The organism is Microcoleus sp. N3A4 (genome assembly GCF_036701805.1).
Lineage (GTDB): Bacteria > Cyanobacteriota > Cyanobacteriia > Cyanobacteriales > Microcoleaceae > Microcoleus.
The window spans coordinates 18,052-39,833 of sequence record NZ_JAUBRJ010000011.1 but is presented as its reverse complement, the minus strand read 5'-3'; the positions used below and the strand labels follow the sequence as shown (position 1 = coordinate 39,833).

Below are 21,782 nucleotides of genomic sequence, written 5' to 3'. Positions count from 1 at the left end.
ACTACTTACTTTTTAAAGAGGGCTGAAGCCCAACTACTTACTTTTTAAAGAGGGCTGAAGCCCAACTACTTACTTTTTAAAGAGGGCTAAAGCCCAACTACTTACTTTTTAAAGAGGGCTGAAGCCCAACTACTTACTTTTTAAAGAGGGCTGAAGCCCAACTACTTACTTTTAAAGAGGGCTAAAGCCCAACTACTTACCTTTATGTATGAATATCGTAAATTGACACTAGAAGAACGGGTGCAACTTGTCAATCAAAGGTTGGCTAAGGGATATCCTGCTCATTCTCCACCTCATCCAGTGCAAGATTCTGAATTTTACCATCTTACAGTTAGTTGTTTTGAGCATAAATTTCGCATTAATACTCAGGAACGCCGTCAGCAACTTTTAGATATAATTTTTGAGACTTTTATTTCAAATGGTATAGAAATTAATGCTTGGGTAGTTTTACCAAATCATTATCATCTCTTAGTACGTCATGTTAATATGTCACACTTAAGTGTACTCTTTCGTTCCATTCACGGCCCGTTAGCTCGACAATGGAATCTTGAGGAGAATCTTACAGGTAAAGTGTGGCATTCGTTTAGCGATCGCGCTATTCGTTCGGAAAGACATTATTATACCACCATTAATTATATCCATTACAATCCTGTCAAACATGGCTGGGCAAAATCTCCTTATGATTGGTCAGCGAGTAGCGTACATTGGTATTTAGAGTATCATGGAAGAGAGTGGCTAAGAAGTGCATGGGTAGAATATCCGGTAAGAGATTATGGAAAAGGATGGGATGATTAAGGTAAGTAGTTGGGCTTCAGCCCTCTTAAAAGGTAAGTAGTTGGGCTTCAGCCCTCTTAAAAGGTAAGTAGTTGGGCTTCAGCCCTCTTAAAAGGTAAGTAGTTATGGTTAATCCCTCTTAAAAGGTAAGTAGTTATGGTTAATCCCTAAGAGGGCTAAAGCCCAACTACGTACCTCTGTAAGTAGTTATGGTTAATCCCTAAGAGGGCTAAAGCCCAACTACGTACCTCTGTAGTTGGTTCATCCCTAAGAGGGCTAAAGCCCAACTACGTACCTCTGCAATTTTTAAATAGATGATTTTTTAAGGATAACTTATGACTTTATATACAGAGAATGCACAACCAGAAGGCGAAAACTCAGCGTCATTGCTACTAGAAATGATGTATGGGTTTAAAATATCCCAGGCTCTTTTTGTAGCGGCAAAACTGGAAATTGCAGATATTCTGAGTGACGGTTCTAAGACTGCTGATGAACTTGCGAAAGCTGCTGGTGTAAATTCTCAGGGTATTTATCACCTGATGCGTATGCTAGTAAGTGTTGGTGTGTTTTATCTGGAAGATAATGAAAAGTTTTGCTTAAATTCTCTGGGAAAACATCTTCTAACTGGTACTTCTGATTCTTTACGAGGTACAGTGATGGCAATGGGTGATGAACTATATCAGGGATGGGGAAATTTACTCTACGGTATAAAGACTGGAGAAACTCCATTTGAACATACTTTTAAGACTAATTTTTATAGCTATTTGAAGCAGAATTCTGATGCTGCAGTAAATTTTAATGAGTGGATGAAGGAGACAACAAGGGAGTGGCTGCTTCCGCTGCTTGAAGCTTATGATTTTTCAGAAGTTAAGACTCTTGTGGATGTTGGAGGGGGAATTGGAACCCTAACGGCTGTTATTCTGAATGCGAATCCGAAGATGCAAGCTATTTTGTTCGATCGCGAAGATGTTGTGGTTGATGCGAATCCGGTTTTGGAAGTGGCTGGAGTTGCAGATAGGTGTCAAATAGTTGGAGGCAGCTTTTTTGAGGCGGTTCCCCCTAGTGGCGATCTTTATTTACTCTCTCGTGTCCTCCTCAATTGGGACGATCGTCATGCTATTACAATTCTTAAAAACTGCTATCAAGCTATGACAGCTAAAGATCGGCTGATGATTGTTGATTTTATGTTGCCTGAAGGCAAAATGTCGCCATTTATTGGCATGGGTAGCTTAACTTTGTTCATTCTGGGGGGTACTTTCATGCGGACACAGGATGAATTTTATAATTTACTTTCCTCCGCAGGGTTTAAAGTGACTAATATGATAGAAACAAAAGGGCCAGTAAGTGCGATCGAGGCGAAACCTGCTTGACATTCCCAGGTCTAAAAACACCGAGATTATTCTGGTGTAGAATTCCTATTGCTCAATTAATCTCCATCCTCTTATAGCAATTATGAAAATTTCTGCAACAATAACAAAAGTAAGTTGGGTGGAACGAAGTGCGACCCAACCTCATGACTGTAGGAATATTTTTCATAATTGCTATTATCGGGAGTTGAACAAATTTCGAGTCCAAACAGAGCATCGAACTTGCTATGTGTCAGGCAAATACCTCACCATTATGTTGCAGCAAAGCTAAAAAACGATCGCACTTTAACTGTGCGATCGCCTTGCTAGCGATTTCAATCGCTCGGTTTATGGTCGATATCCATCTATCCTACCGCTTCACGACATTATTTTCCCACTTCCAAACACAGCTAGAAATCAAATTTGTACAAATATGAGCCGTAATTGGCACTAACAAATTCCCAGTAGCTAAAACACTGTAACCCAACAGCAATCCGACAGCCGTTGCCCAAACAGCATAAGGCCACTGATCCATGCCTCCCAAGTGCAGAATGCCGAAACAAAAACTCGATAAAATTAAACCGGTAACATTCAATCCCAAAGCAGACAGCATCACGCCTCGAAATAGCAATTCTTCGCTAAGTCCCGGCAGCAGTCCCAGCCAAATTAAATCAGGCCAAAACAAAGGTTTTAGCACTACTTCCAAGTAAACGTCTGCACTCCGGCGATAACCCGGCCAGAGGTGATAAACGATCGCACTGCCGCCTGTAATTGCCAGTCCGATCGCACATCCTTTGAGCAAGTCCATTCCTATCAATTTGACTGGCAAAAGCGATACCGATCCAAATAGCAACCACAATTTAGCTACCGCCAGCAACATAATTGCTGTCACGCCCATTGCTACTAAAACTTGGGTGCGCGTCAGGGGTTCAATTTCAGGATTTTCGGGAATTTTTTCTGCCACTTAATAACTTTTAGATTTGAGGTTTGAGATTTTAGATTTGTTTAGTTTAGTCAGACAAACAACGCAGGGAGGAGATGTCTGCACCCAATGAAGCTGGACTGATGCCGGCCCGCAAAGCGACCAAAACTCCGATCGCCTCTAAATATGAGTTTACCTGCAAAGCTTTGATTCCGAGTTTTTCTGGAGTCGCCTGCATCTGGGTTTTGTTGTCCCCCACAGCGATGATTTGTACCGACGATCGCCCGCTCAAACTCAGAATAGCGCTGCCACCGCAGGCTGTGGCGGGTATCACCACCGCATCGACTCGATCGGCGGTAATTGATAATTGATTGCGATATTGGCTTTCTGGCGCTACCAATTGGGGAGCTTTGCTGAGGCCGGCAAGCACGCAAGGTAGGAAAGTATAGCCGATTTCCTCAGCAGCCGATCGCGGGGACAGGTGCGGATCGAGGGGAAGCGCAGACAGCGCCGGGGCGTGGGCGCAGGGGATTTTAAACGTCCTGACGATGAGGTGGCTGATGACAGCTTCCGCGCCGGCGAGGGGGTCAACTCCTTTGCCGCGGCGGTAGTTTTCGAGGGCGAGGCTGCCTTCATCGTCGGGAAATCTGGCCACAACTGCGATCGCCTCTACTCTTGCTTGTTCGATCAATTTTTCTGCCGCGCGCAATAAACTGTCGGGATTGCCGATTGTCCCCCAGGATGCCCCTGATTCGGAAATACGCAATTCTACTTGCAGAGGGCGATCGGTTAAAACACAATCAGTTATATTCAAGCCCAATGTAGCTCTCGCTGCATCAGCCGCTTGCAAGTGGCGCAACTGCAAGTCTGGTTCGATCGCGGAATCTAGGATTAAGCCGATGCGATTTTGATGTACTGGTTGCAGGCCCCAGCATCCGGCAGCAAATTTGTCAAGGGCGTAACCTTCAACGTAGAGAGCGTTAGGTATCGGCCAATAAAGTTGAGCGCCGTTGAGGACGTTGGGGTGAGTGATCAGGGTGTCTGAAATTTGGGCGATCGCCCTAGCAACGGGCAGCGCATCTCCTGCAAAGCCCCCGATCGAGGCTCCAACGCCTGTGGGGACTATCAAAACCACTGTTAAAGGGCGCCGGTTCACACTGTTACGGGGGATGCTTCCACGAGCACGTAGCCTTCTACCACAGCCTTTTGCCGATCGACATCCACGTCTGTGACTGCCCACCGCAGGGGTTCGCCGTACTTTTGCAGTTCAGTTTCAATCGCCGAGTGCAATTCTTCGGCGGTATCGTGGAGGTCAACTTCTGCGGAAATGAAATGGGTAGTCATCGGGCGATCCATAGTGGTTTTACGGAGATCGGTACTTAGCTAAATTTTAGCTTAGTCCTAGGATTTGCCGAACTGGCGATCGTACACAATGTCTTCTTTTTCCGTTTCTATCTTCAAGTTCGATCGGGGATAAGCAACACACAGCAACACATAACCTTCTGCCTGAAGATCGGGACTAACGCCCATGCCATCAACTTGATCGACTTGACCCTCAATAATTTTAGCAGCGCAAGTAGTACAAACCCCCGCATTGCATGAACTAGGCAACTCAATGCCGGCGGCGTTGGCGGCGCGGAGAATTTGTTTATCTTCCGGCACTTCTACAGTATAGGTACTGCCTTGGTGGATCAATTCAACAGTGTAAGTCTTAGACATATTTCAATTATTGGTTTTAATTCCCAGTTGGAATTTACGCTAGATTTGCAAACAAAGCAATAAGTATTTTACCGCTGTTTGTGCTTTTGTGCAAATTTACAACTGCACTTTTTATTGCTAAAAATTTTTATTAATTGCCTGGGGCGATCGGCATTTTGTCAAGGACTTTTTCACAAATTATCACGAGCCTCGCGGGCGAACTCTGCCAAAAAGCACTTATACTTAACTAATTTTTGTCTTCAAGCCAACAACTCCTCAACAGCAACACTAAAACCCGGCAGCACTAGCTGAGTGCTAACTGTAGAACCAAGGTTAAAGGTTAACTTTTGAGTTTGAGTCATTATCATTATCCAGCAACTTTCTGGAAAAACTATCCAAACTTCCAGACAACCAGAATCTAAATACTCTTGTGCTTTCAGAAATATTTCTTCCGCAATATCAGTAGGAGAAACTATTTCTGCAATTAACGGCGGACTTTGAGGCAAAGTAGGAATATCCCCATATTCAGCAACAAGTTCAGGAGTCAGATAAGCTACATCAGGACGGCGCACTCGCCTGTCAGTACGACAAGGAACTTCTGTATAAACTTCGCCGCCTTGTCCGCTAGATATCTTATAACTTCTCCAAGAATAATCTAGTTTAGATTGGATGCGACTGTGTTTTACTGTCATGCCATTTTTCTCCGCGATTTGCCCGTCCACCCATTCCATATCGTCGGGGGGATTAGCTATAAAGTCTTCTAGAGAAACATTGTCTGATAAAACGGCTACCATTACCATAGTTATTTACTCCATGTTGCAGAATTCACTGATATTGTAGCAATCAATTGGTAATGGGTAATTGGGAATTGGTAATTGGGAATTCGTAATTGGAACTAACAAATAACCTATGCCCTATGCCCTATGCCCCATGTCCTATGCCCCATGCCCAATTTACTCAATATTAATTTGATTGGGAGGTTTAGGTTGATTCTGTTGCTCATCCTTCAAAGTTTTCCGCCCAGAAGCTGCATAATCCTTATACAAATCCACAAACATCTTGGTTAACTGCTGCAAAGAAAGTTGTTCTCCATTAATTTGAGCTTTCATATAAGCTTTAAGCACTTCAATGTAAGCCAAACCGAGAGCAAGCGTGAGAGTTGCTGCCGTTGCACCGGAGATAGCACCGCCGACAACAGTACCCGCACCAGGAATCATTTTAATCAAATTAGTCACAATACTTCTGCCAACAGCAGTCACCCCGCCAGCACCGCTAATAGCAGAAAGCATCGCCGAAATAAACCCCTTATCAAAGGGCATTCCAAAAATTACAGTAATATTAGCAATCATTGCCGTTTGCATCGTCATCAAAATCGGCGCATCAGCAAACGGTACAGGAGTCGCACCGACAATGGCAGAACCTGCAACATAAGCACTTAAATACTTAAATGCCATGTCAGATTTGAGCGCAATATTTGCAATTTGTTCTTTAACAAAAGCTTTTTTAGCGACTTCCGGCAGCAGTTGAAAAGTTGCATCGACCAACTTGTCTAAACCGTGAGATTTTACTGTATAATCCTCATCAATTTCTTCCGGTTCAGCCATGACGGGGATAATTTGACTAACTGGCAAATTCATGTGTTCCAGTTGCTTGAAAAATTCGCTCGGCTTTTTAGATGTCGTCTGAGTCAGCACTAAAATCACTGGTACATCTTTGACTTCCATTTCTTTTAGCCAGCTTTCCTCCACAGATTCTATTCTATTGGCGCTGTGATTGATGCAGTACCATATGACGTGAATGTGTTCTTTGGGGTGCAGGAGTCTTTGGTCTTCAATCAGTTTAGCAACGTTTAATTGAATAACTTTAATTTGTTCGGCGTTAAGTTCGAGTCCGGGAGTATCGTAGACTGTAATTGGGCAATTCGGTTTGGTATATTGGCGAATGCCTTGAGTGATGGGGCGGCCGACTCCGGTTTCTGCTAAGCGTTGGCGAAAAACGGAATTGATCAGGGTACTTTTGCCTACTCCGGTTTTGCCGATGACTAAAACATTGCACTGTCCCACTTGGTTTTCTGCCTCTTTGAAGGCGTGGTAACTGTTGTTTAAAAGCTCGTCTAAGGAAAAGTCGTCTGACATGGCGGTTTGCTCCGATAATGGTGGGATATTAAATCTGGATTAAACACCACCGAATAGAATTCGGAGGCTCTATAAACCAAGTCCGAGCTGAGGGGGACAGGGGAGTATTAAATATATTGTAACAATTTGATTTCAGTAGTAGGTTGGGTTGAGTTCACGAAACCCAACAAATCCCAGAAAGTGTTGGGTTTCGTAAACTCAACCCAACCTACTGAGTTTCTGATTTCATAATTTTAGTTTAAGCTAGCAATCGATCGACATCGATGCTAAAACCTATGAGGATTTGTTGGGTGCTGGCGCTATCGCCGGATCTAAATGTCAATATTTGATTTTGAGTCATCACGAATATTAAACGACTTTCGGGAAAAACTAACCAGACTTCCTGACAGCTAGATTCTAAATATTCCTCTGCTTTGAGAAAGACATCTTCAGCGATATCGGTGGGTGAAACTATTTCGGCAACTAAAGGGAAACTTTGGGGTAAAGTGGCAAGATTGCCAAATTGTGCAACTAATTCTGGTGTGAGATAAGCGACATCGGACCGGCGAATTTGTCGGTTAGTGCGGCAAGGTGGTGAAATATAAACTTCTCCTCCTTGTTTGCTGGAAATCATGTAATTTGCCCAAGCACAACCCAGGCTTGATTGAATTTTACCATGCTTGAGCGTGGCTCCATTTTTCTCCACGAGTTGTCCGTCCACCCATTCCATCTGGTCGGGGGGATGAGCCATGAACTCTTCTAAAGTAAAATTATCCTGTGCGGCAGTAGCAGTGACCATAGTCATTTCCTCGTTTTTACAAATCGGTTTCAGAACTTGCCTGTATGATGTTCGATCAAACCTTCACCAATGGCGCAAACTCCTCTAACTTCACTTGTAAGTCATCCACCAGCATTAAACGATACCTTTCGGTAGTTTTCAACTTGTGGAGAACATAACTAGCAAACTCATCTCGCCACTTTTTTCTATCAAGTTCATTCGAGATGTTCAGCGCTCTGATTGATAGGTTGTAAGGGTATTCTTCAAATGTGAGCTCTTTATCATTTTCAAAATCATGCTTTCCTACTGTAAGAGTGATTGTTGAGTCACGAAACTCATACCAGTGGTCAATGCCATCAGAAACCAGCTCTAATTTAAGAGCCAATATAAACTCTAATTCTTTGATTAAATGTTCGATGTCCTGTGGAAAATCTACAAAAATATCTAGTGTGCGAGACATAAAAACCTCCTTTATTGAAACTCAGTAAAAGTGATGTCAGTGTTTTGCAGCCACGCCTAAGCCTTGTAGCGCTAGAGCCCGCGTGGTTAGTGATGCTTGAGTTTCCCAGATGTTGACGAAGAAAGGAACAGCGCGATCGGGATTGTTTTCGGCAAAATCGAAGAATGCTTGGATTTGTTCTCCTACATTCCGATAGCGATCGGGTAAATCGCCTCCGCCTGGGATTTTTGAAAGGTTACTCATGGGGTTAACTGCGATCGAGGGGAAGCGCATGGAAAAAATTGTATCTCTCAAAGTCTAGCTGGCTCTGCTAAAAAAAGCAACTTGTATCTGTAGCCACATAAACAGGACTTACCCAGGGACGCTACATATTAGCCGCTTTTGAAGAAAAGAATAGATTTTAAATTTTCCTTGCTAGTCTATGATTGATTCTCTCCCAGTTTTCTGATGAGAAATCTGACTTCTTCGAGCAGGGTATTAAATCGTTGGTCGTTTTCTATTTTGTACTGTTGAAAATCCTCATCCCGCCGCCGCATTTCTTCATCCCGCCGTCGCGTTTCTTCATCCCGCTGCGAGTCTCTTTCTAAAAGAGCATTGACAGCACCTACAAGCATATCGACATTCCGAGTCGTTTGCTCTACATTAGAAGCCAAATCATCCACCATTTCATCTGTCCAGCGTTCGGTTGTCATTGTTCTTATTCCTTTACCTTTTTTCAATCAATATTTTACGACTGTTTGCTTCTATTTTTAGTCGATCGCTCTTCTTAGAAATTTTCCAGCAGAGATTTCTCTTGTGCATAAACCTTTCGCAGCGACTCCAGGGCGATCGCACTTAACATCAATTTAATCACCCCCACCATTTCCCCCCACTCCAACAATTCAGAAACAGAAACAGCTTTCTGAAATCTCGCCACATAGAAATCCACCCAAAAATCCGGCGCGTGTCTCTGTTTCTGACTCGCCATCCGGCGCTTCCAATAACCAAAATCTAAACCAGAGGGCAATTCCACTCCCAAAACAGGCGGAAAGTCGGCATAACTGACAAACCGACTCATGCCTTTGGCGTGCACGTACAGGATATGCGCCCAGCACTCGAAGCGATATATTTGTTCTACCTTGATTTTCAGCAGCCGCGCGATCGCCTCTTTTGTCACAAACCGGCTCAATCTGTGTCTGGGGGTTGATTTTGGTCGAAAGCTTGCTAACATGGTTGATACATCCCACTTGATGGGAATTTTCAATGGTTGATACATCCCACTTGATGGGAATTTGATTTGAATAGGCGATCGTCTTTAAGTTTTCCAGACGTTGGGGCGATCGCTTTTTACGATAAAACCATCCTATGATGGTGTACCATCATTTGTCAAGTATGGGTTTAGTCAGGTTAAAAGTCAGAGAACTAGCTAGCGAGAAAGGCTGGACGCTGAAAGAAGTTTCAGAACGATCGGGAGTAATTTACAGCACCGTCAGACACTACGCCCGCTGTCCGGGAGTGTCAACCATTGACTTTATTTCTATACACAAATTGGCTCGCACCTTTGATGTAATGATTGAAGACTTGGTGGAAATTGTGCAGGAGTGAGCGATCGCTTTTTACGATAAAATTTTATCCCAGAGTAAATCTAGTTTTTTGTCAATGGGTTTAATTAGATTGCGGGTTAAAGAATTTGCGGCTGAGAAAGGCTGGACGATCAAAGAGGTTTCTGAGCGATCGGGAGTCATTTACAGCACACTCACCACCTATTCACGTTCTCCGGGAATGGCAATGGTTGATTTTACTTGTCTGCTGAAGTTGGCACGTACTTTTGACGTGATGGTGGAAGATTTAGTTGAGGTCGTCAAAGAGTAGTCGATCGCTTTTTACAGTACAATCGCATGACTTATATCAATCACATCTCAAGAGGTTATGGGCTTAATTAGATTGCGGGTTCGAGAGTTGGCTGCCGAGAAAGGCTGGACGATCTAGCAGAGGTTTCTGAGCGATCGGGCGTAGTCTACAGTACCCTCAGAACCTATGCTCGATCGCCCGGATTAGCAACAGTTGACGTGACAGCCTTGCACAAGGAAAGCGAGGACTTTTGATTTGTCGATCGAAGATTTGTATGAGATTGTGCAGGAATAGTCGATCGCAGTTATTAGCGCGTTGGAATGACTTCTTTAATGGTTGAGTTGCTAGAAATCCCCCAAGCACAAAACGTAGTTGTTACAGGCGACTCCCTAACAGTCGATCTATCCGATGGTCGTACTATTTCTGTTCCTTTAGCTTGGTATCCTCGGCTATTGCACAGCACACCAAACGAACGCAATAATTGGCGATTTATTGGTGGAAATGAGGGAATCCACTGGCCGGATCTTGACGAAGACATTAGCATCAAAAATATCATTCTGGGTAAACCATCTGGAGAAAGTCAGAAGTCATTTCAGCGGTGGTTAGACGAACGCGGGAAGATAGTCTAATCTCAAATTCGGTGGCATTGGAATTGATATTACCCGAAACTGAAATCAGGAGACGGTAGTGCCGTTTCCCTACAATTAATGGGGCGACGGTTGCATCCGAGCGAGAAAGATGGATTATTTTGGGTAGGGAAACGGCATTGCCGTGTCCTCCGTTGGTTGAAAAAAAAGCGCCTGAGTTCCCCCAGACGCATACCATAAAATCAACAAATTGTCAACCTTAACCTAACCGTTCAAAGCCTCAGCACCGCCGCAAACTTCAAGAATTTCCTGAGTAATTGCTGCTTGCCGCGCTTTGTTATAAGTCAGCGTCAAACTGCCAATCAAATCGCTAGCATTCTCACTAGCATTGTTCATCGCCGTCATCCGCGCCGCCAACTCGCTAGCAGCAGACTCTTGCAAAGCCCGCAGCAATTGGTTGTTCAAATACAAGGGCAAAAGAGCATCCAGAATTTGCGCCGGATCTTGCTCAAAAATCATGTCGCGGGGCAAACTCTTCTTAGTAGGTGCAGAAACCTTTTCGCGCGATACTTGAAACTCTCCGCCTTTGGTAGTCAAGCGGAAGATTTCATCGTCTTGCACTTCAAAACCTTGGGGGTCGAGGGGCAGCAAAGTTTGAATTACCGGACGCGAACTAATTAGCGACACAAACTTGGTGTAAATTAGCTCAACTCTGTCCACAGTTCCCGACAGGAACAAGGAAAGCAATTCGTCAGCAATTTGTGCCGCTTCCGGTGCTGTGGGAATTTGTTCCAAGTTAGCGTAAGTAGCATCAATCGGCTGTTCGCGGCGCTGGAAATACTGAGTAGCTTTGCGTCCTACCAACACGTATTTGTAGTCCAAGCCTTCAGCTTTGATTTCCTTAGCGCGATTTTCGGCGTATCTGATGATGTTGCTGTTGTAGCCGCCGCACAAACCCCGATCGCCCGAAACTACCAACAGTCCCACAGATCGCACTTCGCGTTTTTTCAGCAGCGGCGAATCCAGGTTTTCAAACTGCAAGCGTTCCGCCAAACCGTACAATACCTCTGCCAGCCGATCGGCAAAAGGCCGAGTTGCAGTCACCTGTTCTTGAGCGCGGCGCACCTTTGCAGCAGCCACCAAGCGCATTGCTTCTGTAATCTTTTTAGTGTTCTTGACCGACTTAATGCGATCGCGAATAGTTTTCAGATTTGCCATAATTTTCTCCTTAGTCCCTTGCCCGCATCTTTTTAATTAAAACCGCGAATAAACGCAGATAAACGCAGATGAACTTCAGATTATCTGCGTTTATCCGCGTTCATCTGCGGTTCAAAATTCCAACTCGATTTACGCAGAAACCAAGAAAGTTTGCTTGTATTCTGCGATGGCTTCTTTGAGCAGCTTCTCAGCTTCATCAGTCAAGGCCTTTCCGCCTTGAACGATTTCGCCGTACTTCGGCTTGCTAGTCCGCAAATAGTCGCGCAAACCAACAGTAAACTTGCTAACTTTTTCCACTGGAATGTCATCCATGTAGCCGTTAATACCGGCATAGATTACAGCCACTTGTTCGTTCATCGGCAGAGGCGAACTTTGCGGCTGTTTCAACAGTTCACGCAAGCGCTGACCGCGCGACAATTGATTTTGAGTAGCTTTATCCAAGTCAGAAGCAAATTGAGAAAATGCTGCCAGTTCTTCAAACTGCGCCAATTCCAATTTCACCTTACCGGCTACTTTTTTCATCGCCTTAGTTTGAGCGGCAGAACCTACCCGCGATACCGAAATACCGGGGTTTACTGCCGGACGCAAACCAGCGTTAAACAAGTCAGAAGAAAGGAAGATTTGACCGTCGGTAATCGAAATTACGTTGGTCGGAATGTAAGCCGAAACGTCACCAGCTTGGGTTTCGATAATTGGCAAAGCAGTCATGCTGCCTTCGCCCAAATCGTCGCTCAATTTAGCAGCGCGTTCTAGCAAGCGAGAGTGCAGGTAAAACACGTCTCCGGGATAAGCTTCGCGACCGGGAGGACGGCGCAGCAACAAGGACATTTGGCGGTAAGCTTGTGCTTGTTTGGAAAGGTCATCGTAAATGACCAAAGTGTGCTTGCCTTTGTACATGAAATACTCGGCTAAGCTAGCACCTGTGTAGGGAGCCAAATATTGCAGGGTTGCGGGGTCGCTAGCGTTTGCTGCTACTACGATCGTGTAGTCCATCGCGCCCTTTTCTTGCAGGACGTTGACGATGTTAGCTACTGTAGAAGCTTTTTGACCGATCGCCACGTAAACGCAGATCACGTTTTCGGATTTTTGGTTAATAATCGTGTCGATCGCGATCGCAGTTTTTCCGGTTTGACGGTCGCCAATAATCAGTTCCCGCTGTCCTCTTCCCACCGGAATCATCGCATCAATAGCGGTAATTCCTGTTTGCATCGGTTCGTAAACAGAACGGCGAGAAACAATCCCCGGTGCCGGAGATTCAATCAACCGACTTTCAGTGGTTTTAATATCTCCTTTACCGTCGATCGGGCGCGCCAAAGCATCGACTACCCGTCCCAACATCGCTTCTCCCACGGGGACTTCAGCAATTCTGCCAGTAGCAGTAACTGCCGAACCTTCTTGAATGCCGAGGCCTTGTCCCATCAACACTGCACCGACGTTATCTTCTTCCAAGTTAAGTGCAATGCCCACGGTGCCGTCGGCAAATTCTAGCAATTCCCCAGACATGGCTTTATCCAAGCCATAAATCCGGGCAATGCCGTCGCCTACTTGCAAAACAGTACCGACGTTAGAGACTTTAACATCTTGGTCGTACTGCTCGATTTGCTGGCGAATAATGCTGCTAATTTCGTCTGGTCTGATTGCTGCCATGTCAGTTGTCAGTTTTTATTTGTCAGTTGTCAGTTTTTATTTGTCAGTTGTCAATTGTCAGTTGTTCAAAACTGCTAACCCTTAACCGCTAACTAAATTAGCTAATAGCGCTCGGCTATTAACTATTAAGAACTCAAGCGAATTCCCAAGCGGCGCAATTGTCCCCGCAGGCTGGCATCAATTACTTGAGAACCTACTTTGATAATTACGCCGCCGATTAAATCTGCGTCAATTTTGGTTTCAATTTCCACTTGCCTTGCACTTGTCATCGCCTGCACTTTCTCGCGCACAGTTTGCTGCTGAGCCTCTGAAAGCGGGACAGCCGAGGTAACTTCTGCCAAAACAGTTTGGTTGAGTTCTCGGAGCTCGGTCAAGTATTTTTTGCCAATTCCTTCTAGAAAAAGAATCCTTCCTTTATCTACTAACAGCCGCAAAAAGTTCCGCATCAACGGGTTCATTTCTTCGCCCGCTATTCGATCGATTACGGCTTTTTTATCCTGCGGTTTCACCAGTGGACTGCCTAGAAACAGGCGCAGTTCCTCGGAATTTTCTAGCAGGTTCAGCAAGGAGCGGATATCTTCGCCGAACTGCTCTGAGAGGTTGTTAGACTTAGCCAGTGACATCAAAGCGGATGCGTAAGGCTGTAAGACTTCGGTGCTGACTTTACTCACTTTCTAGCCTCCCAGTAACGCAATGCTGCGATCGATTAATTGGTGTTGAGCGTTTTCGTTCAAGCTAGTTTTTAGCTGGCCTTCCACCCTTTCTAATGCCATAGATACAACGGCCGCTCTGAGTTGGGCGATCGCTCTTTCTCGATCTGCTTCCAACTCTTGACCTGCTGTTGCTTTCATGCGTTCAACTTCCTGCGCTGCCTGAGCTAGAATTGCTTCTTTTGCCCCTTTAGCATTTTCTTGAGCTGCGGATCGAATCCGTTCCGCTTCTGCTTGAGCCTGAGTCAATTTTTGCTGTTGTTCTGCTAGAGCTGCTGCGGCCTCTTTTTGGCGAGTTTCTACTTCTTTAATCGCCTCTTCGATGCCGGAGCGTCTTTCGCTGAGGATGTTCCCTAAAAAGCCGCGCCCGAAGTAAAACAGCAATCCAATAACAACGATCAGGTTAATCAGGTTGGTTTCTAAAATATCGAAATTTAAACCAAAACCACCTTCTGTGCTAGCTTCTGTGGCTAGCAATAAAACAGTCCCCATGATTCTCTTCCATAATTGCGCGTGCAGGTTGGATGAACCGATTTGAGATTTGAGAATTCACCCCTAATCTAAAACTGTTCGATCGAGCTATTTGACCAATGCTGTGCCTAATAGCTTTTCAAGAATTTGTCGGCTCAGGGCATCTACCTCTTGTTCTAGCGATCGCATCGCCTCTTGTTTTTGCTGCTCTATCTCTTGCCCTGCCTTCTCTCGCGTCACTTGAGCTTCTTTTTGAGCCTCAGCTACTTTTGCCGACGCGATTTTTTGGGCATCTGCTTGAGCCGCAGCAATTACTGCTTGAGACTGTTTGCGAGTTTCTCCCAGTTTTTGTTCGTATTCCTGCGCTAATTTCTGAGCTTTCGCCAAGCGTTCCTGAGCAGACTGTTGAGTTTTGCGGATGTATTCGTCCCGCTCGTCCAGCATCTTAGTCAGGGGCTTATAGAAAACCGCATTCAGGACTACCATCAAAACTAGGAACTGCAACGCCATAAAAGGCAATGTTGCATCAAAATCAAACACTTTTTGTTCCTCCTTTTTGTTGGGGCGGAAAGACATCCGCCCCTTTTTGCATTCCTTCAGTATTAAGCGAAGGGATTAGCAAACAGCAGCACCAATGCAATAACCAAACCGTAAATGGTCAGGGATTCCATGAATGCTAAGCTCAGCAGGAGAGTCCCGCGAATTTTGCCTTCTGCTTCCGGCTGGCGGGCAATACCTTCTACTGCTTGACCGGAGGCATTACCTTGACCGATACCAGGTCCGATCGCGCCCAAACCAATAGCTAAACCTGCGGCGATAACTGAAGCAGCAGCAACTGTCGGATTCATGATAAATTTCCTTAACTTTGTGTACAGATTGAAAAACAGATAATCGGTAATTGGTAATTAGTCATTAGTCATTAGTCATTAGTCATTAGTCATTGGACTGATGACTAATGACATATCGCTATTAGCCATTAACCAATTCCAGAGTGTTAATCGTGGTGTTCGTCGCCGTGTCCTTCCAATGCTTCGTGAATGTAAGCTCCTGCCAAGGTGGCAAATACCAAAGCTTGAATCGCACTGGTAAACAGACCCAACATCATTACGGGCAGAGGTACAAACAGGGGAACTAACAGCACCAGCACCGCTACCACTAATTCATCCGCTAAGATGTTACCAAATAAACGGAAGCTCAGGGAAAGAGGCTTGGTGAAATCTTCCAAAATCGCGATCGGCAACAAAATTGGGGTTGGTTCGATGTACTTAGAAAAGTAACCCAAACCCCGCCTGCTGAAACCCGCATAAAAATATGCCAGAGAAGTCAGCAAAGCAAGTGCTACCGTCGTGTTGATGTCGTTGGTCGGAGCAGCTAGTTCGCCTTCTGGCAACCTAATTAGTTTCCAAGGAACTAAGGCACCCGACCAATTCGATACAAAAATAAACAGGAACAAAGTGCCAATAAATGGCAGCCAGGGACGGTACTCTTTCTCGCCGAGTTGATTTCTAGCCAAGTCTCGAATGAATTCTAAGGCGTACTCCATGAAATTTTGCATTCCGCGCGGAATTCTCTGCATATTGCGAGTTGCGGCCAGGGAAGCTATCAGGAGTAGAGCAATCACAATCCAGGAGGTGATGAATACCTGCCCGTGAACTTTGAGATTGCCTATGTGCCAGTAGAAATGCTTGCCAACTTCCAACACAGCGAGCGGAAGAGCATTAAAGGCATTTAAGACATTTAGCATTTCCATTCACAAGAAGTTCACACAGTGGAGGTTCACCGACTGCCCGATCCATTGACGGGATCGGGAATGAACAGGCTTTGCAGCATATAAAACACGAGCGCGCCCTTATATGTCAGAAATCCCAAAAATACCGGCAAAATGTGTAGCTGATTCCACTGAGTTGCTACTACAATCAACCCAATAAATACAGCCAACCGATTTTTACTCAGACTCCTCTTTTGCGGGCCGAGGCGCTCAACGTCTTTGGCCAACATTCTCAAGTAAACCACACCTACGATCGCCCCAATCAAGTAATTTAGGGCAATGTTGAGTGAATAAAAAATCCACACAGAGATAAAAATTATTCCCGTGAAAGCGAGTGTGACTACAAACAACTGTTGCTGAAGTTTGTAGAAATCTTGCATAGCATCAGTGGACTCCGGTTCGGACGAACCTGTCTGAGAGATGTCCTGCGTTTGGGCGGTGGATGCGCGAGATTGATCTGACAAGGTTACTTGACTTTCAAAGCAGTCGGTGTTAGTTGACTCCCACTACAATTAATTCGGTTGAAACCGTCTTGTAGCGACAAGTGTGACAAACGTTACAGCTCGTACACTTCAGATCGAATAATACCACGTGCAGGTAACATAACTTAAAAAAAAATGAATTTTTTGATTGGTTTCTGAGAACGGTTTGTCTGAGGTACTGGGGCCAGGCCAACGTGCAGAACCGCTGCAAACCCTCACTCCATAAAGGTTTTACGCTCATAGCAGGGCAACGGTTGTATCGTAGACCGATCGCCCCTGGTACAGCTACCGTTTTTCGGCTGCGGACATAAGCATTTGTAATATTGTCTCGTTATAACCTCACAAAAGGCAAAGTGTTTTTTTACTCCAGACAATTCTAATTGTTTGCTATATTCAGGTCAAATAGAAATCGCTGTCCCTAGCGAGGGGCGATAGATAGTGGCGGAGCACGGTGTATCGGCGGGCTGGTGGTCGCCGTCCACTGCTTGCGGCCGTATTTTGTAGCTGCGATCGCGATCGGGTAATCCGGTTCTGGAAACGGTTCGTGCGACACTCCATCTCATTCAATAACCTTAAACTCTTGAAGCGCCGGGATGAAGTTTCGATTCTCGTGGCTCGATCGACTGAGCTTAATTAAAGCAAATCGCTGTAGCGGCTGCAAACTCGCCCACTGTTCCAAAGTGATTTTAACGCCGAGTTCTTGAGCTTTTGCAGAAACAGACTCCGGTACAGTTGTACCATCCATCCACGGGGGATTTTGATCGACGGTCAAATCAGTTCCCGGTTTGCCTGTATGTTTAATTAATAGTTGGTTTAGCTGTTCTCGGTAATCGATAATTTCTGCATTTGTCAAGCAAGGTAACTCTACAAGGATTTGACGTTCTGCTTGGTTAAAATGATTCCAATCCTGCAACTTTAATTTTATGCCGCAAGTATCTAATTTCAGACGTACCTGCATCGGGATACAGCGCAGAGCTTCGACAAAATCAGCTTCAAATTCAAAGAACATAAATCTACCAATTTTAGATTTTAGATTTTAGATTTTAGATTTACTCTACAGCCGGGAGCTGGGGGCTTTTATCCCTTTATTGTATTTTAGATTTTGGATTTTATACCAATTTAATGTGAAGTTGCACATATCTCGATCCCCCTCGCATCCCCCTGGTTGTTGGGGGACGAAAGAGAAGAATCTTGTCCCCCCCTCCCGCGGGGGATTAGGCAGGGTGGATTAATTGTTGAAAAATTAAATCAAGGGATTGGACTATTTGCGCTATGCGTTCGCGAAGGATTTAACTGGTTTGTCACGGGTCAAAAAACCGAAAAGCAACTCGCTAATATTTTCAACTTGGGACGGCCATCAATCTTAAAGCTTGTGGAATAGTATTCGTACCACTCATCCGAGCTAGAGACACTAAAAATTGCCTGACCATTGCCCAGTTAGCAGGTGCATTGCCATCCCGATGAATACAGTTATCCTCATTTAACGTCACATCTTTCGGCCAATGCAGTCGATTCTCAATTAACCAGTGTCCTCGGATTGCGTCCGAAAATTGACTGGCTGACCAATCCTTACTACTTAAATAATAGTGTGATTCGTTAAAATATACCAATCGACGACGACTTTTTTTGCCTTGCCATCGCAGGCCTGTTCTCTCGACCGCGATTATGTATTTGGCACCCGCCCACAAGGGTAATAATTGAGCCGGTATGGGGTAAATTGCGCTAGTGCGAGTTGTGGTACGTCCATGACTCTGTTCCGAGGCTTGAATTGTGTCGCTCGCCTCAGTCGATTTGACTAATTCTTGGGCGGCTTTAAACAGACTTGATTGATTTTTTAAGGGTGGTAACTATGCAGTCATTACCACCATCAATAATTAAGGCCTGCGTTTTTTTTTGACAGTGCAGTGCCGAAGCTGTAATTACTATCTGACAACCTGAAAGTTCTTGGATGAGTTCTTCGACAGCTTCAATTTCACTTCTGTGTTTATTTTCCATGACTTTATGTCGCACTACCCAACCGTGTTCGTGACTGTAGACAGAAACCATGCTGACCAAGTTTTGGTAAGAGCTATTCCCACCAAGGCTTGTACTTTTAATGTTTTTACCATCAACGGCCATCAATTCTCCTGGTTGTTTCGGTAAAGTCTGTTGCACCCATCTATTAAAAAGGACAGCAATTACCTCAAAATCTAATGACTGAATTATATTTCTAAAAGTTGAGTGGGATGGAAAGCGAATATCAGGCGGGAGGTCGAATAATTTTATGAGAGTTGTGCGATGATTTTTGGTTAAGTCAACTAATGGCTTATATCCCCAATATCCCGTACAACTGCCCAATAAAATTATGGTTAGTATCAGCCAGAGGGATGCCTGATTCCCCGCTGATGTCGATGGTCGGGAACTGCAATAATAGCTTCAATTAAGTTCATTAGCGATGCACTCCCGTTATGATAGTCGCTCGCGAGGGGGTCAAACCCGATCGCCTCTTCTATAATACCTTGCTCCTGCGACAATTAATCCACCCTGCTTGTTAAGGGGGGCGCCGGGGGGCTCTAGGCTTCGATATAAACAAGAGAGACGGTTAGTTTAACGTTAAATTGTCACCAATGGGCTTTGCCTGGAAACGAATTTCACTCTTCCTCTGCCTCGCATTTATCTAATTTCTCAGCAGTCGCAAACCGCTTAATGTGACTATTACTGTAGACCCTTCATGACCGATTACGCCTAAAGGCATGGTGATATTTCCGAGGAAATTGGCAGCCAGTAACAGCACAATGCAACTGAGTGCAAAAACAATGTTTTGTTTGACAATATTTTGAGCGCGCCGGCCCAAACTAATTGCTTTAGCTAGTTGCTCTAACTTATCTGCCATTAATACGATATCAGCAGTTTCTAAAGCAACATCGCTGCCGGAAATCCCCATCGCAATTCCCACGGAAGCTTGAGCGAGGGCGGGGGCGTCGTTGATGCCGTCTCCCACCATTGCTACAGTTTGATACTGGGTTTGCAATTGTTTAATTGCCTGCACTTTGTCTTCTGGCAAAAGTTCGGCGTACACTTCATTGATGCCTAATTGACGGGCGATGTGTTGAGCGGTTTGCTTGTTGTCCCCGGTCAGCATAATTATATGTTCTACGCCTAATTTTTGCAAGCGTTTTACCGTTGCTGCTGCTTCGGGGCGCAGGGTATCTGCTACTGCAATGATTCCCAAAAGCCGTAGCTTGCGGGGCGGGACGCCATCGCCCTTTGCCACCCAAACAACCGTTTTACCTTCAGCTTGCAACTGCTGGCTGATTTCACTCAATTCGGAAGTTGCTGCGACAAAATCGGCTTTACCAACTGCAATGATTTGATTGTTGACTTTGCCAACTATTCCTTGACCGATTTTGGCTTGTACATCGGTAGCGGTTGACAATTGTAACTGTTGCTGCTGGGCGGCGCGGACAATTGCAGAGGCGATCGCGTGTTCGGAATGAGCTTCTAGGGCTGCAGCCAATTGCAGAACTTCTGTTTCAGTATATCCGGTGGCTGGTACAATTTGGATAACTTCGGGTTTTCCCGTGGTGAGAGTTCCGGTTTTGTCAAAGGCGATCGCCCTGACTTTACCAATCATCTCTAATTGCGCGCCGCTTTTAAACAAAATTCCTTGTCTCGCCCCATTAGCAATTCCCGAAAGCAGCGCCGGCATAATCGCAGCCATCAGCGCGCAGGGGGATGCGACTACTAAGAAAATCAGCGCGCGATAAATGGTATCTTCCCAATTCCAGCCCAAAACAAAGGGCGGCAAAGTTGCCATAAGCAAGCCTAAACCGACAATTAATTTGGCATAACCGCGCTCGAATTTTTCCACAAACATTTGAGAAGGCGGCGCTGCTGTTTGCGCTTCTTGAACCAGCCGAATCACTCGCTGAATCAAGCTGCTTTCTGGAGTTTTATGAACTTCGAGTTTCAGCGCGCCGGCACCGTTAATTGTACCTGCATAGACTTCATCGCCGGTGGTTTTTTCCACTGGCAGCGATTCGCCCGTAATCGAGGCTTGATCGATCGCGCTGTAGCCTTCAATAATTATCGCATCTGTGGGGATGATTTCTCCGGGCTTGACTAAAATGCGATCGCCAATTTCCAATTTGTCGATCGCAACTTCCCGTTCCCCGCCGTATATTACCACCCTAGCAGTATCCGCAGTCAAACTCATCAAACTGCGGATGCTGCGTTCAGTCCGCTGCATAGCATAACCTTCAAGCGCGCCGCTAATTGCAAAGATTAAAATCAGCACCGCACCGTCAACAATTAAATGATATTCTTGTCTCCACAGCCCCAAACCGGCCGCGCCCAAAGCAGCAACAATCATTAACAAATCTACATCTAATTCGCGTTCTTGAAAAAGCGTAGTTAAGCCTTCGCGGGTACTGGAATAGCCGCCGATAACATAAGCCGCGGGCAAGATTAACACGGCTAAACCCAGCCAGCCGAATTGCAGCGCGATCGAGCCCAAGATTACTAGAATTCCGCACAGGGCGGCAGTCACAGCATCTGGGTGTTCTGCGGCGAGGCGAGAGAGGCGAGAAATGGGGAGGGAATTGGGAGTCATTGGGGAAATTGATTTGGTAGAATGACTCCTGTAGCTTAAACCTTGACATTAATGTCAATGTCAAGAGTGAAACCAAAATAAATCCAGCATCAACTCGCCCCTCGTTGAGTCCCAGAGTCCGACAGGGATTGAAATCCCTGTCTCATAGCGCAAGTCCTCTGAAAGAGGACTCAAGATAGCTGAGAATTGAATTTAATGTTTCAGTCGGTTTTAACCGACTTCTGCTATGAGACGGGGATTTCAATCCCCGGCGGACTGTGGGTGAATCTCAAGGCCCTCGCCCTCAACTTGTCATTCGTTACATCCGACAGTCCGACAGGGATTGAAATCCCTGTCTCATAGCGCAAGTCCTCTGAAAGAGGACTCAAGATAGCTGAGAATTGAAT

At 45.3% G+C, this 21,782-nt stretch carries 30 protein-coding genes and 1 pseudogene; 6 read left to right on the top strand and 25 right to left on the bottom strand.

Going from position 1 to position 21,782, the window contains the following annotated elements:
• Positions 1–222 precede the first annotated feature (222 nt).
• Positions 223–795, top strand: coding sequence for an REP-associated tyrosine transposase (locus QUA56_RS08910; RefSeq protein WP_333355999.1), 573 nt, complete (start codon positions 223–225; stop codon positions 793–795).
• A gap of 314 nt (positions 796–1,109) precedes the next feature.
• Positions 1,110–2,144 (top strand): methyltransferase, encoded by a 1,035-nt coding sequence (locus tag QUA56_RS08905; protein ID WP_333355996.1) that lies wholly within the window; start codon positions 1,110–1,112, stop codon positions 2,142–2,144.
• Positions 2,145–2,490: 346 nt separating this feature from the next.
• Here QUA56_RS08905 and QUA56_RS08900 read toward each other — a convergent pair whose 3' ends face one another.
• The 11 genes from QUA56_RS08900 to QUA56_RS08850 form a co-directional block, all read right to left on the bottom strand.
• Positions 2,491–3,084, bottom strand: a complete 594-nt coding sequence (locus QUA56_RS08900) for a CPBP family intramembrane glutamic endopeptidase (RefSeq protein WP_333355993.1) — start codon at positions 3,082–3,084, stop codon at positions 2,491–2,493.
• 46 nt (positions 3,085–3,130) lie between these two features.
• Positions 3,131–4,198, bottom strand: coding sequence for a DUF3326 domain-containing protein (locus tag QUA56_RS08895; RefSeq protein ID WP_333355990.1), 1,068 nt, complete (start codon positions 4,196–4,198; stop codon positions 3,131–3,133).
• Positions 4,195–4,386: a hypothetical protein gene (locus tag QUA56_RS08890; RefSeq protein WP_333355988.1), complete on the bottom strand. Its 192-nt coding sequence runs from the start codon at positions 4,384–4,386 to the stop codon at positions 4,195–4,197. Before QUA56_RS08890 ends, QUA56_RS08895 begins: the two co-directional genes overlap by 4 nt.
• Positions 4,387–4,443: 57 nt before the next feature.
• Positions 4,444–4,761 (bottom strand): 2Fe-2S iron-sulfur cluster-binding protein, encoded by a 318-nt coding sequence (locus QUA56_RS08885; protein WP_333355985.1) that lies wholly within the window; start codon positions 4,759–4,761, stop codon positions 4,444–4,446.
• A 239-nt stretch (positions 4,762–5,000) separates the two neighbouring features.
• Positions 5,001–5,540: a Uma2 family endonuclease gene (locus QUA56_RS08880; RefSeq protein ID WP_333355982.1), complete on the bottom strand. Its 540-nt coding sequence runs from the start codon at positions 5,538–5,540 to the stop codon at positions 5,001–5,003.
• Positions 5,541–5,693: 153 nt separating this feature from the next.
• Entirely contained in the window at positions 5,694–6,875 is a 1,182-nt protein-coding gene (locus tag QUA56_RS08875) for a GTPase (protein WP_333355979.1), read from the bottom strand.
• 238 nt (positions 6,876–7,113) lie between these two features.
• Positions 7,114–7,653: a Uma2 family endonuclease gene (locus QUA56_RS08870; RefSeq protein WP_333355976.1), complete on the bottom strand. Its 540-nt coding sequence runs from the start codon at positions 7,651–7,653 to the stop codon at positions 7,114–7,116.
• Between the two features lie 55 nt (positions 7,654–7,708).
• On the bottom strand, positions 7,709–8,092 hold the full coding sequence (locus tag QUA56_RS08865; RefSeq protein ID WP_172184559.1) for a hypothetical protein: 384 nt from the start codon (positions 8,090–8,092) through the stop codon (positions 7,709–7,711).
• A 36-nt stretch (positions 8,093–8,128) separates the two neighbouring features.
• Positions 8,129–8,335: a hypothetical protein gene (locus QUA56_RS08860; RefSeq protein ID WP_333355973.1), complete on the bottom strand. Its 207-nt coding sequence runs from the start codon at positions 8,333–8,335 to the stop codon at positions 8,129–8,131.
• A gap of 176 nt (positions 8,336–8,511) precedes the next feature.
• On the bottom strand, positions 8,512–8,784 hold the full coding sequence (locus QUA56_RS08855) for a hypothetical protein (protein ID WP_333355970.1): 273 nt from the start codon (positions 8,782–8,784) through the stop codon (positions 8,512–8,514).
• Positions 8,785–8,858: 74 nt separating this feature from the next.
• A complete protein-coding gene (locus tag QUA56_RS08850) occupies positions 8,859–9,347 on the bottom strand; it encodes a hypothetical protein (RefSeq protein ID WP_333355968.1) in 489 nt (162 codons plus the stop codon).
• Positions 9,348–9,463: 116 nt separating this feature from the next.
• On the opposite strand from QUA56_RS08850, the gene QUA56_RS08845 reads away from it, so the two are divergent.
• The 4 genes and pseudogenes from QUA56_RS08845 (at position 9,464) to QUA56_RS08830 (ending at position 10,551) form a co-directional block, all read left to right on the top strand.
• On the top strand, positions 9,464–9,676 hold the full coding sequence (locus QUA56_RS08845; protein ID WP_190735550.1) for a helix-turn-helix domain-containing protein: 213 nt from the start codon (positions 9,464–9,466) through the stop codon (positions 9,674–9,676).
• A 54-nt stretch (positions 9,677–9,730) separates the two neighbouring features.
• The gene (locus QUA56_RS08840) at positions 9,731–9,943 is read left to right on the top strand and encodes a helix-turn-helix domain-containing protein (protein WP_006631112.1); all 213 of its coding nucleotides are present in this window, start codon (positions 9,731–9,733) and stop codon (positions 9,941–9,943) included.
• A 57-nt stretch (positions 9,944–10,000) separates the two neighbouring features.
• A pseudogene (locus QUA56_RS08835) lies at positions 10,001–10,216 on the top strand (helix-turn-helix domain-containing protein).
• Positions 10,217–10,242: 26 nt separating this feature from the next.
• Positions 10,243–10,551 (top strand): DUF2442 domain-containing protein, encoded by a 309-nt coding sequence (locus QUA56_RS08830; protein ID WP_333355965.1) that lies wholly within the window; start codon positions 10,243–10,245, stop codon positions 10,549–10,551.
• A gap of 222 nt (positions 10,552–10,773) precedes the next feature.
• Here the strand turns inward: QUA56_RS08830 and QUA56_RS08825 are convergent, their stop codons facing one another.
• The 14 genes from QUA56_RS08825 to QUA56_RS08765 form a co-directional block, all read right to left on the bottom strand.
• Positions 10,774–11,727: a F0F1 ATP synthase subunit gamma gene (locus QUA56_RS08825; protein WP_333355963.1), complete on the bottom strand. Its 954-nt coding sequence runs from the start codon at positions 11,725–11,727 to the stop codon at positions 10,774–10,776.
• A 129-nt stretch (positions 11,728–11,856) separates the two neighbouring features.
• On the bottom strand, positions 11,857–13,374 hold the full coding sequence (gene atpA, locus QUA56_RS08820; protein ID WP_333355960.1) for a F0F1 ATP synthase subunit alpha: 1,518 nt from the start codon (positions 13,372–13,374) through the stop codon (positions 11,857–11,859).
• 125 nt (positions 13,375–13,499) lie between these two features.
• Complete coding sequence (atpH, locus tag QUA56_RS08815; protein WP_333355957.1) at positions 13,500–14,045, bottom strand: ATP synthase F1 subunit delta; 546 nt, start codon at positions 14,043–14,045, stop codon at positions 13,500–13,502.
• A gap of 3 nt (positions 14,046–14,048) precedes the next feature.
• Positions 14,049–14,576 carry a F0F1 ATP synthase subunit B gene (locus QUA56_RS08810; protein WP_333355955.1) on the bottom strand — a complete coding sequence of 176 codons (528 nt, stop codon included), beginning with the start codon at positions 14,574–14,576 and terminating at the stop codon, positions 14,049–14,051.
• 87 nt (positions 14,577–14,663) lie between these two features.
• Entirely contained in the window at positions 14,664–15,131 is a 468-nt protein-coding gene (locus QUA56_RS08805) for a F0F1 ATP synthase subunit B' (RefSeq protein ID WP_333355952.1), read from the bottom strand.
• A gap of 26 nt (positions 15,132–15,157) precedes the next feature.
• On the bottom strand, positions 15,158–15,403 hold the full coding sequence (atpE, locus tag QUA56_RS08800; protein ID WP_172184535.1) for an ATP synthase F0 subunit C: 246 nt from the start codon (positions 15,401–15,403) through the stop codon (positions 15,158–15,160).
• Positions 15,404–15,549: 146 nt separating this feature from the next.
• A complete protein-coding gene (gene atpB / locus QUA56_RS08795) occupies positions 15,550–16,305 on the bottom strand; it encodes a F0F1 ATP synthase subunit A (RefSeq protein WP_333355949.1) in 756 nt (251 codons plus the stop codon).
• Between the two features lie 26 nt (positions 16,306–16,331).
• The gene (locus tag QUA56_RS08790) at positions 16,332–16,787 is read right to left on the bottom strand and encodes an ATP synthase subunit I (protein ID WP_172184531.1); all 456 of its coding nucleotides are present in this window, start codon (positions 16,785–16,787) and stop codon (positions 16,332–16,334) included.
• Between the two features lie 436 nt (positions 16,788–17,223).
• Positions 17,224–17,358, bottom strand: a complete 135-nt coding sequence (locus tag QUA56_RS08785) for a hypothetical protein (RefSeq protein ID WP_333355947.1) — start codon at positions 17,356–17,358, stop codon at positions 17,224–17,226.
• Between the two features lie 6 nt (positions 17,359–17,364).
• The gene (locus QUA56_RS08780) at positions 17,365–17,814 is read right to left on the bottom strand and encodes a nitrate reductase associated protein (RefSeq protein WP_333355944.1); all 450 of its coding nucleotides are present in this window, start codon (positions 17,812–17,814) and stop codon (positions 17,365–17,367) included.
• A gap of 331 nt (positions 17,815–18,145) precedes the next feature.
• On the bottom strand, positions 18,146–18,625 hold the full coding sequence (locus QUA56_RS36780) for an ISAs1 family transposase (protein ID WP_445242884.1): 480 nt from the start codon (positions 18,623–18,625) through the stop codon (positions 18,146–18,148).
• Positions 18,618–19,148 carry an ISAs1 family transposase gene (locus QUA56_RS08775; RefSeq protein ID WP_333356201.1) on the bottom strand — a complete coding sequence of 177 codons (531 nt, stop codon included), beginning with the start codon at positions 19,146–19,148 and terminating at the stop codon, positions 18,618–18,620. Before QUA56_RS08775 ends, QUA56_RS36780 begins: the two co-directional genes overlap by 8 nt.
• Before the next feature lie 11 nt (positions 19,149–19,159).
• Positions 19,160–19,318 (bottom strand): hypothetical protein, encoded by a 159-nt coding sequence (locus QUA56_RS08770; protein ID WP_333355941.1) that lies wholly within the window; start codon positions 19,316–19,318, stop codon positions 19,160–19,162.
• A 143-nt stretch (positions 19,319–19,461) separates the two neighbouring features.
• Complete coding sequence (locus tag QUA56_RS08765; protein WP_333355938.1) at positions 19,462–21,396, bottom strand: heavy metal translocating P-type ATPase; 1,935 nt, start codon at positions 21,394–21,396, stop codon at positions 19,462–19,464.
• Positions 21,397–21,782 lie beyond the last annotated feature (386 nt).

What these genes read in the sequence shown, in the direction of transcription:
- QUA56_RS08905 (WP_333355996.1), top strand. Translation starts at nt 1,110, where the DNA reads ATGACTTTATATACAGAGAATGCACAACCAGAAGGCGAAAACTCAGCG.
- QUA56_RS08890 (WP_333355988.1), bottom strand. Translation starts at nt 4,386, where the DNA reads ATGACTACCCATTTCATTTCCGCAGAAGTTGACCTCCACGATACCGCC.
- QUA56_RS08885 (WP_333355985.1), bottom strand. Translation starts at nt 4,761, where the DNA reads ATGTCTAAGACTTACACTGTTGAATTGATCCACCAAGGCAGTACCTAT.
- QUA56_RS08880 (WP_333355982.1), bottom strand. Translation starts at nt 5,540, where the DNA reads ATGGTAATGGTAGCCGTTTTATCAGACAATGTTTCTCTAGAAGACTTT.
- QUA56_RS08875 (WP_333355979.1), bottom strand. Translation starts at nt 6,875, where the DNA reads ATGTCAGACGACTTTTCCTTAGACGAGCTTTTAAACAACAGTTACCAC.
- QUA56_RS08870 (WP_333355976.1), bottom strand. Translation starts at nt 7,653, where the DNA reads ATGGTCACTGCTACTGCCGCACAGGATAATTTTACTTTAGAAGAGTTC.
- QUA56_RS08865 (WP_172184559.1), bottom strand. Translation starts at nt 8,092, where the DNA reads ATGTCTCGCACACTAGATATTTTTGTAGATTTTCCACAGGACATCGAA.
- QUA56_RS08860 (WP_333355973.1), bottom strand. Translation starts at nt 8,335, where the DNA reads ATGAGTAACCTTTCAAAAATCCCAGGCGGAGGCGATTTACCCGATCGC.
- QUA56_RS08855 (WP_333355970.1), bottom strand. Translation starts at nt 8,784, where the DNA reads ATGACAACCGAACGCTGGACAGATGAAATGGTGGATGATTTGGCTTCT.
- QUA56_RS08850 (WP_333355968.1), bottom strand. Translation starts at nt 9,347, where the DNA reads ATGTATCAACCATTGAAAATTCCCATCAAGTGGGATGTATCAACCATG.
- QUA56_RS08845 (WP_190735550.1), top strand. Translation starts at nt 9,464, where the DNA reads ATGGGTTTAGTCAGGTTAAAAGTCAGAGAACTAGCTAGCGAGAAAGGC.
- QUA56_RS08840 (WP_006631112.1), top strand. Translation starts at nt 9,731, where the DNA reads ATGGGTTTAATTAGATTGCGGGTTAAAGAATTTGCGGCTGAGAAAGGC.
- QUA56_RS08830 (WP_333355965.1), top strand. Translation starts at nt 10,243, where the DNA reads ATGACTTCTTTAATGGTTGAGTTGCTAGAAATCCCCCAAGCACAAAAC.
- QUA56_RS08825 (WP_333355963.1), bottom strand. Translation starts at nt 11,727, where the DNA reads ATGGCAAATCTGAAAACTATTCGCGATCGCATTAAGTCGGTCAAGAAC.
- atpA (WP_333355960.1), bottom strand. Translation starts at nt 13,374, where the DNA reads ATGGCAGCAATCAGACCAGACGAAATTAGCAGCATTATTCGCCAGCAA.
- QUA56_RS08810 (WP_333355955.1), bottom strand. Translation starts at nt 14,576, where the DNA reads ATGGGGACTGTTTTATTGCTAGCCACAGAAGCTAGCACAGAAGGTGGT.
- QUA56_RS08805 (WP_333355952.1), bottom strand. Translation starts at nt 15,131, where the DNA reads ATGTCTTTCCGCCCCAACAAAAAGGAGGAACAAAAAGTGTTTGATTTT.
- atpE (WP_172184535.1), bottom strand. Translation starts at nt 15,403, where the DNA reads ATGAATCCGACAGTTGCTGCTGCTTCAGTTATCGCCGCAGGTTTAGCT.
- atpB (WP_333355949.1), bottom strand. Translation starts at nt 16,305, where the DNA reads ATGGAAATGCTAAATGTCTTAAATGCCTTTAATGCTCTTCCGCTCGCT.
- QUA56_RS08780 (WP_333355944.1), bottom strand. Translation starts at nt 17,814, where the DNA reads ATGTTCTTTGAATTTGAAGCTGATTTTGTCGAAGCTCTGCGCTGTATC.
- QUA56_RS08765 (WP_333355938.1), bottom strand. Translation starts at nt 21,396, where the DNA reads ATGACTCCCAATTCCCTCCCCATTTCTCGCCTCTCTCGCCTCGCCGCA.